The sequence below is a fragment of the Psychrobacter sp. GW64-MNA-CIBAN-0177 genome (assembly GCF_040309585.1).
Classification (GTDB): Bacteria; Pseudomonadota; Gammaproteobacteria; order Pseudomonadales; family Moraxellaceae; genus Psychrobacter; species Psychrobacter okhotskensis.
In genome coordinates, this window is sequence record NZ_JBEOOY010000038.1 from 1 (window position 1) to 12,177 (window position 12,177).

12 protein-coding genes, 1 tRNA gene and 2 rRNA genes are annotated in these 12,177 nt (G+C 42.3%); 5 read left to right on the forward strand and 10 right to left on the reverse strand.

Annotation, left to right across the window (positions count from 1 at the left end; genetic code table 11):
- Positions 1–76, forward strand: a tRNA-Lys gene (locus tag AAEY79_RS13720).
- A 240-nt stretch (positions 77–316) separates the two neighbouring features.
- Here the strand turns inward: AAEY79_RS13720 and AAEY79_RS13725 are convergent.
- A complete protein-coding gene (locus AAEY79_RS13725) occupies positions 317–1,084 on the reverse strand; it encodes an MBL fold metallo-hydrolase (protein WP_025653078.1) in 768 nt (255 codons plus the stop codon).
- Between the two features lie 374 nt (positions 1,085–1,458).
- Positions 1,459–3,546, reverse strand: coding sequence for a catalase (locus tag AAEY79_RS13730; RefSeq protein ID WP_025653077.1), 2,088 nt, complete (start codon positions 3,544–3,546; stop codon positions 1,459–1,461).
- A gap of 439 nt (positions 3,547–3,985) precedes the next feature.
- Here AAEY79_RS13730 and AAEY79_RS13735 point away from each other — a divergent pair, with 439 nt between their 5' ends.
- Complete coding sequence (locus tag AAEY79_RS13735) at positions 3,986–4,780, forward strand: dienelactone hydrolase family protein (RefSeq protein WP_051395153.1); 795 nt, start codon at positions 3,986–3,988, stop codon at positions 4,778–4,780.
- A gap of 97 nt (positions 4,781–4,877) precedes the next feature.
- On the opposite strand, the gene AAEY79_RS13740 is transcribed toward AAEY79_RS13735, so the two are convergent.
- The 3 genes from AAEY79_RS13740 to AAEY79_RS13750 all read right to left on the reverse strand — a co-directional run bounded on the left by AAEY79_RS13740 (position 4,878) and on the right by AAEY79_RS13750 (position 6,535).
- Positions 4,878–5,558: a DUF938 domain-containing protein gene (locus AAEY79_RS13740; protein WP_025653075.1), complete on the reverse strand. Its 681-nt coding sequence runs from the start codon at positions 5,556–5,558 to the stop codon at positions 4,878–4,880.
- Between the two features lie 33 nt (positions 5,559–5,591).
- Entirely contained in the window at positions 5,592–6,056 is a 465-nt protein-coding gene (locus AAEY79_RS13745; protein WP_025653073.1) for a flavodoxin family protein, read from the reverse strand.
- Positions 6,057–6,124: 68 nt separating this feature from the next.
- Entirely contained in the window at positions 6,125–6,535 is a 411-nt protein-coding gene (locus AAEY79_RS13750; protein WP_025653072.1) for an OsmC family protein, read from the reverse strand.
- A gap of 137 nt (positions 6,536–6,672) precedes the next feature.
- On the opposite strand from AAEY79_RS13750, the gene AAEY79_RS13755 reads away from it, so the two are divergent.
- The gene (locus tag AAEY79_RS13755) at positions 6,673–6,876 is read left to right on the forward strand and encodes a DUF1289 domain-containing protein (RefSeq protein WP_264673015.1); all 204 of its coding nucleotides are present in this window, start codon (positions 6,673–6,675) and stop codon (positions 6,874–6,876) included.
- A 27-nt stretch (positions 6,877–6,903) separates the two neighbouring features.
- Here the strand turns inward: AAEY79_RS13755 and AAEY79_RS13760 are convergent, their stop codons facing one another.
- Positions 6,904–7,359: a hypothetical protein gene (locus AAEY79_RS13760; protein WP_025653071.1), complete on the reverse strand. Its 456-nt coding sequence runs from the start codon at positions 7,357–7,359 to the stop codon at positions 6,904–6,906.
- A 43-nt stretch (positions 7,360–7,402) separates the two neighbouring features.
- On the reverse strand, positions 7,403–8,062 hold the full coding sequence (locus AAEY79_RS13765) for a DUF4145 domain-containing protein (protein ID WP_025653070.1): 660 nt from the start codon (positions 8,060–8,062) through the stop codon (positions 7,403–7,405).
- 152 nt (positions 8,063–8,214) lie between these two features.
- Between AAEY79_RS13765 and AAEY79_RS13770 the strand changes: the two genes are divergently transcribed.
- Together AAEY79_RS13770 and AAEY79_RS13775 are read left to right on the forward strand one after the other, a co-directional pair.
- Positions 8,215–8,556 carry an IS630 transposase-related protein gene (locus AAEY79_RS13770; RefSeq protein WP_037026110.1) on the forward strand — a complete coding sequence of 114 codons (342 nt, stop codon included), beginning with the start codon at positions 8,215–8,217 and terminating at the stop codon, positions 8,554–8,556.
- Complete coding sequence (locus AAEY79_RS13775) at positions 8,495–9,055, forward strand: IS630 family transposase (protein ID WP_156915661.1); 561 nt, start codon at positions 8,495–8,497, stop codon at positions 9,053–9,055. Before AAEY79_RS13770 ends, AAEY79_RS13775 begins: the two co-directional genes overlap by 62 nt.
- On the opposite strand, the gene AAEY79_RS13780 is transcribed toward AAEY79_RS13775, so the two are convergent.
- The 3 genes from AAEY79_RS13780 to AAEY79_RS13790 form a co-directional block, all read right to left on the reverse strand.
- A complete protein-coding gene (locus AAEY79_RS13780; RefSeq protein WP_025653068.1) occupies positions 9,042–9,458 on the reverse strand; it encodes a DUF4917 family protein in 417 nt (138 codons plus the stop codon). The two genes, AAEY79_RS13775 and AAEY79_RS13780, sit on opposite strands and share 14 nt — an antisense overlap.
- Positions 9,459–9,719: 261 nt before the next feature.
- Positions 9,720–9,833: ribosomal RNA gene (rrf, locus tag AAEY79_RS13785) — 5S ribosomal RNA — on the reverse strand.
- A 180-nt stretch (positions 9,834–10,013) separates the two neighbouring features.
- Positions 10,014–12,177: ribosomal RNA gene (locus AAEY79_RS13790) — 23S ribosomal RNA — on the reverse strand; the annotation flags it as partial.

Consider the following 12,177-nt stretch of genomic DNA (forward strand, 5'->3'; position numbering starts at 1 on the left):
GGGCCGATAGCTCAGTTGGTAGAGCAGTTGACTTTTAATCAATTGGTCCCGCGTTCGAGTCGCGGTCGGCCCACCATATTCTAAAAGCCCAGCCATTATTTATAATGGCTGGGCTTTTTTTGTCTTAAATTTGGTTTTAATAAAGAATAGTGTATATAACTGAAATATCCTAAAAACGCGACGATATTACTTTCACTGACTATATCGATATAATTTGGATATAGGGAAAGCGAATGAGAGTACTGCAAATAGTAGACTAAGCGAGCCTGACATCGTATCTGATTTATAGAGGACTACCTATAGAAGCTATTCTACTTTAGTAATCCTTGACCTTTGTTTTTCCACCTTTTAATTTATGCTTAATGGTGTCGGTTATAGTACGAGGCTTTTTGGGAGCTTGTGCGATAAGCATGTCAAAAGTTGCCGCGTCAATAGGCAGCTCGCAGCCATGCGCCATCATAACGTTAGAAGGACGTAAGTCTTTTATTTTTTGAAGAGATTGAACATAAGCTTTTGGATAATGAACTGGAAAAGGAGCGACAAACTTATGGCGTAGCTTTATAATTAAGTCAGCCGTATATACTTGCCTAGTTGAAAGGTGAAACAAAGACAAATCCCGATCGGTATGACCCGGTGTTTCCAGTACCTGCCACTCCTCAAAGCTAGGAATACAATCACCCTCCTTAACGGTAATATCAGGGCGCAGATGTGTTGGGTACCATAGGTTTGCATAAGGACGTTGTGTACGACGAGCAACATAATGAGCCAGCGCAATATCCGTTAAATACATAGCTTTTCCACTAATACCTGCATACCACGGCTTCGGTTTATCTGCGGAAACAATAAGGCAGCCTGTCGCTTTTCTGAGCGCACTAGCACCTCCTGCATGATCTGGATGCATATGCGTCACGACAACGACCTTCAAGTCTGTTATAGGACGTTGCAGCGTTTTTTGAATGTAACTAAGAACCATAGAGACGTCAGCACGGCAACAGCCATCTAGCAACATCAATTTATCGGGATATACTGCTAAATAGGTGCTTTGTATATAACCATCAAGACGTACAATCTCACATAAACTCATTATCTAACCCTAAGCCTGATCGTATCAGACTACTTTTATTAGGGTCTGTTGAACATTCAAATGTGGCACTGGCAGTGGCTAAAACCACCCAAAACGTCGTTATAAACCTAGCTAAGGTCTCGACATTATCGTCGGTTTACGCCTGATTTAATAAAAGGTTTGGTGCAATTTTAGCGATCAGCAGTCCTAATATTTGAATGTTCAACAGACCTTAATGAATATAATTTTCTTTATTATAACCTTCGTTATCTAATAGTCAGTGACATTCAGTGAACGCTTGTGGCTATCTTTCTAAGTGAATAATAATTGTAGGGTTATAAAAGCAAAAAACCCAGCACTTAGGCTGGATTCTTTGTATAGTAAAACAGGTTTAATTAAGCAAGGTCACGTACCTTTGGTTCACGCTCCCACAGACGAGATTTTGCATTATCAATAAAGATATCCAAATCAGCCAATGGCGTGACAAAAGCATCTTTTTGGACGGGCAGTTTACTTAATATAAACTCATCCGTCGCCCCGCAATAAGCAATGGCCTTACAATGCACGTAAGCATCGGTGAACCAATCTAATGCTGAGCTATCTTCTGCAAGCTTTTTGGCTTGATCCGGCATAATGATACTGACTACCGCATCAAACAATACTGAAGGGCCACCAGCCAAACGCTCGTCGGCTTGGATACGTGTGCCGTCATCCAACTCTACTTCTTTGTTAGGAGCAACGATTTTTACCATGCCGCCCTCTTTATTGACCGCTTCTTCAAACTTCTGAATTTCGCTATGCTTTGACCCTTTAGCTACTAGAATACCGACTAAGCGACCATTCAAAGTTTTAGGCGTTCGACCGATAGTTTGTAGAGGTTTTGAAGTCGCCATATCTACTACTGGGGCTGCGGCATCAGCAGGTTCAGGCAATTCCATTCCCAAGGCTTTCGCAACTCGATTGGCCAAGTCTTCATCGATATGCGGCAAGTGACTTAGCATACGAGTACGAACGTGTGCGGTGTCTACTTTACCTAGCTCGAACGCATAAGCTGAAGCGATATGTGCTTGCTCTGTAGGCGTTTGGCTACGATAGAACATACGCGGCTGACTATAATGGTCAGCGAAGCTCTCAGCGCGTACGCGGCCTTTTACACCGTCATCTAACTGCTCATGGAACGACTCAAAGCCACGCTTGACACTTTCACGTGGACGAGTGGCATCTAAGCTTTGTGGCTCATAAAGGGTGCGAGTTTTCGGCACTTGCATCTGCATATGACCGTCTTGCTGATTGTTGGCAAACGGACACTTTGGCGCATTAATAGGAATCTGGGCAAAGTTAGGCGAGCCTAAGCGCGATAGCTGGGTGTCGAGATAGCTGAACAGGCGACCTTGTAATAATGGGTCGTTACTGAAGTCAACACCAGGTGGCAAATGCGAGGGACAAAAGGCTACTTGCTCAGTTTCTGCGAAGAAATTGTCTACATTACGGTTCAACACCATTTTGCCAATGATTTTTACTGGTACCATTTCTTCCGGAATCAATTTGGTCGCATCTAAATGATCGAATGGAAACTCATTGGCTTCTTCTTCCGTGAACAGCTGAACACCAAACTCCCATTCTGGATACGCTTCATTATCGATGGCTTCATATAGATCACGGCGATGATAATCAGGATCTGCGCCAGAGATTTTTACCGCTTCATCCCATGTCGTTGATTGGACACCAAGTACGGGCTTCCAGTGGAAACGTACAAAGGTACTTTTGCCGTCTTTATTGAGCAGGCGATAACTGTGAATACCAAAACCTTCCATCATACGTAGGCTACGCGGCAGCGCGCGATCACTCATTAGCCAAATCAGGTTGTGCATGGTTTCAGGGCTTAGCGAGACAAAATCCCAAAAAGTATCATGGGCAGACGCTGCTTGTGGGAATCCGCGATCAGGCTCTGGTTTCACCGCATGAATCAAATCTGGAAATTTAATGGCATCCTGAATAAAGAAAATCGGCATATTGTTACCGACAATATCCCAATTACCCTCTTCAGTATAAATTTTTACAGAAAACCCTCGGACATCACGTGGCGTATCTTTGGAGCCTTTATTACCGGCAACCGTAGAAAAACGCGTAAATAAAGGTGTCTGCTTACCTGTTTCAGTCAGAATTTTAGCGGTGGTATATTCTTCTAATGACTCTGTTAGCTCAAAATAACCATGCGCCGCACTACCACGAGCATGGACGATACGCTCTGGAATGCGCTCATGGTCGAAGTGATTGATTTTTTCGCGTAAGACGAAATCTTCTAACAAGGCCGGACCACGTGCGCCAGCTTTTAACGAGTTTTGGTTGTCTGAAATTGCAACGCCTTGTTGCGTGGTTAACACCTTGCCATCGTCACTAGCACGCTGATGAGTCTCGCCACCATTACCACGCGCAGGGTTCATATCTTTGGCGGGGTCGTTATGATCAATATTCTTTTTCATAAAATATCCTAGCTTATAAGTGAAATGGACTCTAATGAGACCAAAGAAAGCACCTACACAGTTCTAATATCCCTAGAGATAATAATGACTTCAACTGTCGTTTAATTGTCTGTGTTTTAGCGATGCTGATTGTTAAAAAGATAAAGAAATTATAGGCTTGCGACTTATCTTAGCGAAAAATTCAAAGTTACACGTCATATAAATAGTTAAGCTTGTTGATATTTGGTTAATAATACTGGGAATTGACAGTAAAAATGAGGTGCATTTTATTATTGATAGCCATGCTTGTCATGAGCAGGTTCTATAAGGTACTCTCTAAAGTATGCCTTGCTAAAATATGCTTCATCAAACTATAGCTTGCTTGCGAGCCACATCTTATGAATAAAAAGAGAGCTCAGCCAAGCATTTACCCTGATCATTCATAAATAAAGGACTACTTATGTTATCGAACGTCATTCACCCCGCTAAGCGTTTGTGCCAATCTCTGCTCTTTACCACGTCATTGGGCTTAATGGCACTGACCGTTAGTCAAACAGCAGCAGCTATTACGACTAAAAATATCACTTATACGGTAGACAATCAAAATTATGAAGGCTATTACGCCAAAGCCGATAAGGCCAATGCGCCTTTTATTTTGCTCATTCATGATTGGGATGGGTTGACTGATTACGAAAAAAAACGAGCTGATATGCTGGCGACTGAGGGCTATAATGTCCTAGCTGCTGATATGTTTGGCACGGGTATTCGCCCGACTGAGTTAGCAGACAAAAAGCGTCTGACTTCTGAGCTTTATAAGAATCGCAGTAAGATGCGCCGTATTCTGACGGCGGCGTTAAATACTGGACAAGCCCAAGGTAATAATGTCCGCGAAGGCGTGACGATGGGTTATTGCTTCGGTGGTGGTGTCGCGCTAGAGCTGGCACGTTCAGGATTTGAGCAAAAAGCCTTTGTCCCTTTTCACGGTGGCTTGGAGACGCCAACAGGTCAAAGCTATAGCAATACTAAAGGCGAGATATTGGTGTTTCATGGCTCAGCCGATGAAGCCGTACCGTTCGAAGATTTTGCCGCGCTTAACAAAACGCTAGAAGCAGCTAAAGTACCGCATGAAATGATTACTTATAGTGGTGCAGTACATGCTTTTACGGACTTCAATAATAAAGATAGATATGATGCTCGCGCAGATGAACGCTCTTGGAATCGTTATCTAAACTTTTTAGAGAATACTTACAAATGAGTTGCTACTCAAGTTGTTAAATGACATTTTTATGAATGGTATTATTTTGCACCACTTTAGCTATCAGCAGTGCTTTCTTGTGAATGTTCAACACGCACTAAACTGACTCTATCTTTTTGAAAACAAGTAGCTGATTGTTGGCTGGCATCGGATACACTTTAACCAATGTCAGCCAATTTTTTTCAGCCAACGCTACAACATCTTCTTTATCGCGTATACCGCTATTAGCATCACGTTGTCGTAGTGCTTTATCAAACTGACGATTGCTGTTACTCGTATAAAGCCCATTGTCATTGAAAGGGCCATACACTATAAATTTACCACTATCAGGTAACATCTCTCCCACTGACTCAAAAAGTCTTTCGACCAAAGACCACGAAATAATATGTAAAGTGTTGGCCGTAAATACTGCATCATAAGGCTTGTCGTTAGCACTTATAGAAGACTCATTGTTAAGGCTTCTAGGTAGCGTGTCAGTCGTTAAGTCAAAAGCCAAAGGTTTATATAAATTAGAGGCAGGGTGAGCATCATGCCAAGCTTTTATAGCAGCGTGATTGGCGACAATATCGCTAGTTTGCCAATTGAGATGAGTTAGGTTTGGTGCAAAGTACACGCTGTGCTGACCCGTTCCTGATCCTACTTCTAATACTTGCGAATATCCTACTAACTCTTTTTGCAAAACAGACAGAATGGGTCGCTTATTGTTCTCACAAGCTTGCGAAAACGGTAGCTTACTTTGATTATTGATACCGGTGTTGCCTAAGTTTTTATTATTCATAACAGCCTTTTAAACCCAATTCAGAATTAAAAACTAGTAAATACCCGCTTCTAATCCAGCTGCCAATGTCATAGCAAGCTCTTCTACTTGCTCAGCAAAACTGTCTTGCCAATCGCCCTGTAGTATCAGCGCCTCTTGAATCCATGACCAACGTAGCCCCGTTGTAATCGTTTTGAGCGCAAGCTTGGTGCCTGTACCATCATGCCCTGCCCGTATATATACCGCAAATGGCATACCCTGCTTTTCCTCTAACACAGGAGAATAGCAACGATCAAAGAAGTCTTTGGTGAGCCCAGCCATATACGCTAAATTCTCTGTCGTTCCAAGAAGAAGTGCGTCCGCCGCGAGTACATCTTCAAGCTGCGTGTCTTGTGGTGATTTCAGAATGACATTGATATCTATATCAGGATGGTTCGCACCATCGTAGGCCGCTTGTGCTAATTTTTTAGTATTCGGCGATGGTGCATGCGCAACGATAAGTAAGGTTTTGCTAGCCATATCAATCACCCTTATAGAGGTCACTAGTTCTTGGAATTAGTTGTTCTTGGAATCAGCAAATCTTAGAATTAATAGCTCTTAGAATTAATAGTCACTTTTTGAATAATATCAGGGTGCAAGCTATTAGCCACTGGGCAAGTTAAGGCGGTGTTATAGAATATTTTTTGCGTTTTATCATCTAACTGTTGATTAAAAGTAATTACGATATGTACTTCGCTAACACGTCTTGGGTCAGCTGCCATTACTTTGGTCACTTCAGCCATAGTGCCTGCAATATCGATATCCATATCACGAGCTTTGATACCAATAATCGTCAACATGCAACTGGCTAAGCTAGTCGCCAATAAATCAGTCGGTGAAAACGCCTCGCCCTTACCTTGGTTGTCAGTCGGTGCATCGGTAATTATTTGATTATTCGACTGTAGGTGAATGGCTTGGGTGCGTAAATTGCCTTGGTAGGTTACTTTTGAGGTGGTCATGGGGTTCTCTTTGGTAGTTATTATCGGACTACTGATTTTCAACATAATATCGTTTTACGACTATAAAGTTAAATGCACCATTTAAAGTAACATATTTAAGTCTGATTGAACTGCTTGATATTAGCAGTACTTGCACGATCAATAAAAAAGGCTATTGCTTTGGTTGCCTGCGCAGTCGAGCCGAGCGCCAACGATGGCATCATATGACGACAGAGCAGCAACGCGAGGTACTAAGGCTTATCGCAGGACGTAAACTACGTATCGAGCTCATGCGGCTGCGTAAAAACGAGCAGTTGGGATTTGATTTTGAAGAAGACGTTGAGATGGGTGAGTTGTTTTGATATAAGTTGTAGAAGATGAAAAGCATTTTATTGCTGAGATTTATTTTTAGATAATTCATTATGTATAGGATGAACCCAATACACTTTTCCTTCCAGTTCCTCAAGGTCAAGACTCTCTCTTAGTTCATCTCGAAGAGATGCAATCAAAGGATCAAAAGAAAAATCAGAGTCTCCTGTTCCTAATTCTGAATCTATTAACTGCTGCATTTGTTCTACTTGCCATTTTGTACCCATGAACTGGATGGATATTGATGCATCTCTAAGATGTTTAGCGGCTTCTTCTTTATTTGGATTACTACTGTACATCAACAAAGATTTAAAAGATTTTTTTAGATGATCAATTCGTTGTTCTGATTTTTGCTCATTTATTTGGAGTTTTACTGCTGATTGGTGAGAGTAGAAGGCAGTCGCTATAGCGATAATAGCTGGTATGAATATTTTTAAAAAATCAATAGAAACGAAGATTGCTAAAAAACGAGACATATTCTTTTACCTTTAATAACTTTGCTAGAGAAGTAAGAATTAATTAAGCTAAATGAACAATTAGAAACTGTTCAATATCACTAATCATAATTGCCACATCGCTATCGGTAAATTCTTCAGGCTTGCCATGTGCAGCGCTGTTTCTTATATCTGCTAAAGCGGTAATTCTTTTCTGTTGGAGCTTATTATAAACTCCCGCTTTAACAAGATCTGAATTCATTTTATCTAATTTACCTATAGTTAAGGCGTTTTGATAGCATATATCACGAAGTGTAGTTTCCAATACAACCCCAGCAATAACCGCAGCTGCTAGCTTATATCCACTAGACAGCAATTCTTGAGCCTGTTCAAGTTCGCTATCAAAAACATCTGCTTGTATCAAATTTTTTAATGAGGTTAGATAACCATTTTTATAATCATCCATTGCTGCTATAAATACAGACTTCATTCTCTTAAATGCATCCCACTGAGTTTCGTAACTACGTAGCTTTTCCGCCTTTATAAACTCTTCATAGTGTTGTGAATCTTTGCCACATGTGGAAACTAATAAATTTTTAGATTTTACTTTCCAAGTTAGGGTTTTTTCATTATCTACAACATTAACATTTCCGACAAGTTGATTATGTTGTGTTCCACGTGTTGCTTCAATTTCTTTCGTTTCTTCAAATAACTGATCAAATCTTTCAGATAATTTTTGAATCATGTACAGAACTCCATTTTAAGACAACACTAAGCTAAATGAAAGAATAACAGATGTTAGCGAAAAACACTTTTATTACTTATGCTTGCTAACTATAGTAGAGCCTTTATAAAAGTGGTACAGTAGTTTTAAAATAAATGAAAAGTAAAAAGATTATGACTTATTCAGCAGACTTCCGTGCTCAAGTGATTAAAAGTGTCGAACAACAAGATATGAGTATCAGACAAGCTTGTGCATTTTATGACATTAGTAAGGCCACGCTACAGAATTGGCTCAAAGACCCTAGTATTAAACTCACTCGCAATAAACCACCCAGTAAAATACCTAACGAAGCTTTATTAAAAGATGTTGAACAGCATCCAGACGATTACATGTACGAGAGAGCACAGCGTTTTGGCTGTAGTAAGTCGGGCATCGAGGCCGCTTTAAAACGTCTTGGTATCAGTCAAAAAAAAGACCTTAGAGCATCCAAAAGCTTGCCCATTAAACAGAGCTAAATATCTAAGTAAACTGGGCGACTACATCGCTCAAGGCTATGCAATTGTATACATGGATGAGAGTGGCTTCGAGGCTGAGACCATCCGCTCTCATGGCTATGCACCTATTGGTACCCCTTGCATCGATAGCTATAACTGGCAAGGTAGAAAACGCACCAATGTTATTGGTGCCTTATATGAAAAAGCGTTATTTGCACTTGATTACTTCGAAAAGAATATCAATGGCGACATATTCTACAACTGGTGCAAAAACACGCTAATACCAAGTCTTAAAATAAAATGCGTAATCGTCATAGATAACGCCAGCTTTCATAAACGCGTTCAGAGATTACTCAACAGGCATGGTCATCGCTTGTTATTTCTACCGCCTTACAGCCCTGATTTAAACCCTATTGAAAAAAAATGGGCACAGGCTAAGTTTCTACGACAAGGGTGGATGGAGAATAATTTACCTAAGCTGTTTCATGATATGGGTTGTACTAATTTTATTCTGGATTGACTATAGCATTATTCCAAACTCCTGAGCTATTACTAAGGAAAAAACTCACTTGAACTTGGGTTCCTAATATTTGATGTATAATATGACTTACTCTATTACAATAGGCCTGATCATTCCCATAAACTGAAACTGCAACACTCCGAACTTGGGACAAGGCTATACGCTCCAAAATATAGATATCTTGTTCCCATAATCCCCATCCATATATAACTAAAGAAGGCTCTAAAGTAGTGAGAACCTCTCTATAAACCGTATTTAAATAGCTACTACTTCGTATTGAATTTATTTTCTGCTTAGATGTACCTTCACTAACAAATAGTGGAACTACCTGCTCAGATTGCCATGCTCTTAGTATTGCTTCAAGCAAACCATCGCTGTTACCCTTATCATTAATTAACACCATGCTGAGAAAGTATCATGATACATTAACTTATAATTGTTGACTAATAATTAAAATATAAAAAATCCCCCAACCAGATAAATGATTGGGGGATAATCAGGAATAGAGAGCTGACGATGACCTGAGCGCCGTTAAGGCAAAGCACTGCTTTGCTAGGCAGCACAAGAGCAAATTCTTTAAATAGGATTTACTGTGTAGGTCACTAGGAATAAAAGATAAAAAAAAGAGCCATCCAATTAAGGATGACTCTTTTTTAGAATAGAGAGCTGACGATGACCTACTCTCACATGGGCGAACCACACTACCATTGGCGCTACGATGTTTCACTTCTGAGTTCGGGAAGGGATCAGGTGGGGCCATCGCGCTATTGTCGTCAGCAAAGGGGGTTAGATATGAGTCTGATGTTATTATGACGTCAAGATATTATCTATTGGTCGACCAACTTGTAACCTAACTGAATCAAGGTTAAAGGTGATATCGAAATATATATATTCTATAAGCTTTCGCTTATACAAGATAGATTAATTAGAGCTTTGATACAAACCACTTGGGTGTTGTATGGTCAAGCCAAACGAGCAATTAGTACAGGTTAGCTACACACATCGCTGTGCTTCCACACCCTGCCTATCAACGTCGTAGTCTTCAACGGCTCTTTAGGGAAATCTAATCTTGAGGTGGGCTTCCCGCTTAGATGCTTTCAGCGGTTATCCCATCCGAACGTAGCTACCGGGCAATGCCACTGGCGTGACAACCCGAACACCAGAGGTTCGTCCACTCTGGTCCTCTCGTACTAGGAGCAGATCCTCTCAAATTTCCAACGCCCACGGTAGATAGGGACCGAACTGTCTCACGACGTTCTAAACCCAGCTCGCGTACCTCTTTAAATGGCGAACAGCCATACCCTTAGGACCTGCTTCAGCCCTAGGATGAGATGAGCCGACATCGAGGTGCCAAACACCGCCGTCGATATGAACTCTTGGGCGGTATCAGCCTGTTATCCCCAGAGTACCTTTTATCCGTTGAGCGATGGCCCTTCCATACAGAACCACCGGATCACTAAGACCTACTTTCGTACCTGCTCGACTTGTGGGTCTCGCAGTTAAGCGCGCTTTTGCCTTTATACTCTACGACCGATTTCCGACCGGTCTGAGCGCACCTTCGTACTCCTCCGTTACTCTTTAGGAGGAGACCGCCCCAGTCAAACTACCCACCATACATTGTCCTCGGTATTGTTATACCTGAGTTAGAACCCCAACATGACCAGGGTGGTATTTCAAGATTGGCTCCACCAAGACTAGCGTCTCGGCTTCAAAGCCTCCCACCTATCCTGCACAAGTCAGGTCAAAGTTCAATGTAAAGCTGTAGTAAAGGTTCACGGGGTCTTTCCGTCTAGCCGCGGGTACACAGCATCTTCACTGCGATTTCGATTTCACTGAGTCTCTGCTGGAGACAGCGCTGCCATCATTATGCCATTCGTGCAGGTCGGAACTTACCCGACAAGGAATTTCGCTACCTTAGGACCGTTATAGTTACGGCCGCCGTTTACTGGGGCTTCGATCAAGAGCTTCGCTTACGCTAACCCCATCAATTAACCTTCCAGCACCGGGCAGGCATCACACCCTATACGTCCACTTTCGTGTTTGCAGAGTGCTGTGTTTTTAATAAACAGTTGCAGCAGCCTGGTATCTGCGACTGTCAACAGCTCAAGGAGCAAGTCCTATCACCATCAACAGCGTACCTTCTCCCGAAGTTACGGTACCATTTTGCCTAGTTCCTTCAGCAGAGTTCTCTCAAGCGCCTTGGTATTCTCTACCTGATCACCTGTGTCGGTTTAGGGTACGATTCGTTTATAACTATTGCTTAGAAGCTTTTCCTGGAAGCATGGTATTTGCCACTTCGCTGTACAAGTACAGCTTGCTATCAGATCTCAGCCATATAACAACCCGGATTTACCTAAGTTGTAAGCCTACATCCTTTCACCTGGACAACCAACGCCAGGCTGACATAACCTTCTCCGTCCCTCCATCGCATTATAAACAAGTATCGGAATATTAACCGATTTCCCATCGACTACGCCTTTCGGCCTCGCCTTAGGGGTCGACTCACCCAGCCCCGATTAACGTTGGACTGGAACCCTTGATCTTCCGGCGTGCGAGCTTTTCACTCGCATTATCGTTACTCACGTCAGCATTCGCTCTTGTGATACCTCCAGCATGCCTTACGACACACCTTCACAGGCTTACACAACGCTCCCCTACCACTTGAAAACAAATTCAAATCCGCAGCTTCGGCTCCTAGTTTGAGCCCCGTTACATCTTCCGCGCGGGCCGACTCGACTAGTGAGCTATTACGCTTTCTTTAAAGGATGGCTGCTTCTAAGCCAACCTCCTAGCTGTCTATGCCTTCCCACCTCGTTTCCCACTTAACTAGGAATTTGGGGCCTTAGCTGGCGGTCTGGGTTGTTTCCCTCTCCACAATGGACGTTAGCACCCACTGTGTGTCTCCCGGATATCACTCATCGGTATTCGGAGTTTGCATCGGTTTGGTAAGTCGGTATGACCCCCTAGCCGAAACAGTGCTCTACCCCCAATGGTGTTCGTCCGAGGCGCTACCTAAATAGCTTTCGGGGAGAACCAGCTATCACCGAGTTTGATTAGCCTTTCACCCCTATCCACAAGTCATCCCCTGGCTTTTCAACGACAGTGGGTTCGGTCCTCCGGTG

Bases quoted from the DNA above. Each gene is read 5' to 3' on its own strand.
- AAEY79_RS13750 (WP_025653072.1), bottom strand. From the start codon at position 6,535: ATGACCACCTCAAAAGTAACCTACCAAGGCAATTTACGCACCCAAGCC.
- AAEY79_RS13730 (WP_025653077.1), bottom strand. From the start codon at position 3,546: ATGAAAAAGAATATTGATCATAACGACCCCGCCAAAGATATGAACCCT.
- AAEY79_RS13735 (WP_051395153.1), top strand. From the start codon at position 3,986: ATGTTATCGAACGTCATTCACCCCGCTAAGCGTTTGTGCCAATCTCTG.
- AAEY79_RS13740 (WP_025653075.1), bottom strand. From the start codon at position 5,558: ATGAATAATAAAAACTTAGGCAACACCGGTATCAATAATCAAAGTAAG.
- AAEY79_RS13760 (WP_025653071.1), bottom strand. From the start codon at position 7,359: ATGTCTCGTTTTTTAGCAATCTTCGTTTCTATTGATTTTTTAAAAATA.
- AAEY79_RS13765 (WP_025653070.1), bottom strand. From the start codon at position 8,062: ATGATTCAAAAATTATCTGAAAGATTTGATCAGTTATTTGAAGAAACG.
- AAEY79_RS13745 (WP_025653073.1), bottom strand. From the start codon at position 6,056: ATGGCTAGCAAAACCTTACTTATCGTTGCGCATGCACCATCGCCGAAT.
- AAEY79_RS13725 (WP_025653078.1), bottom strand. From the start codon at position 1,084: ATGAGTTTATGTGAGATTGTACGTCTTGATGGTTATATACAAAGCACC.
- AAEY79_RS13770 (WP_037026110.1), top strand. From the start codon at position 8,215: ATGACTTATTCAGCAGACTTCCGTGCTCAAGTGATTAAAAGTGTCGAA.
- AAEY79_RS13780 (WP_025653068.1), bottom strand. From the start codon at position 9,458: ATGGTGTTAATTAATGATAAGGGTAACAGCGATGGTTTGCTTGAAGCA.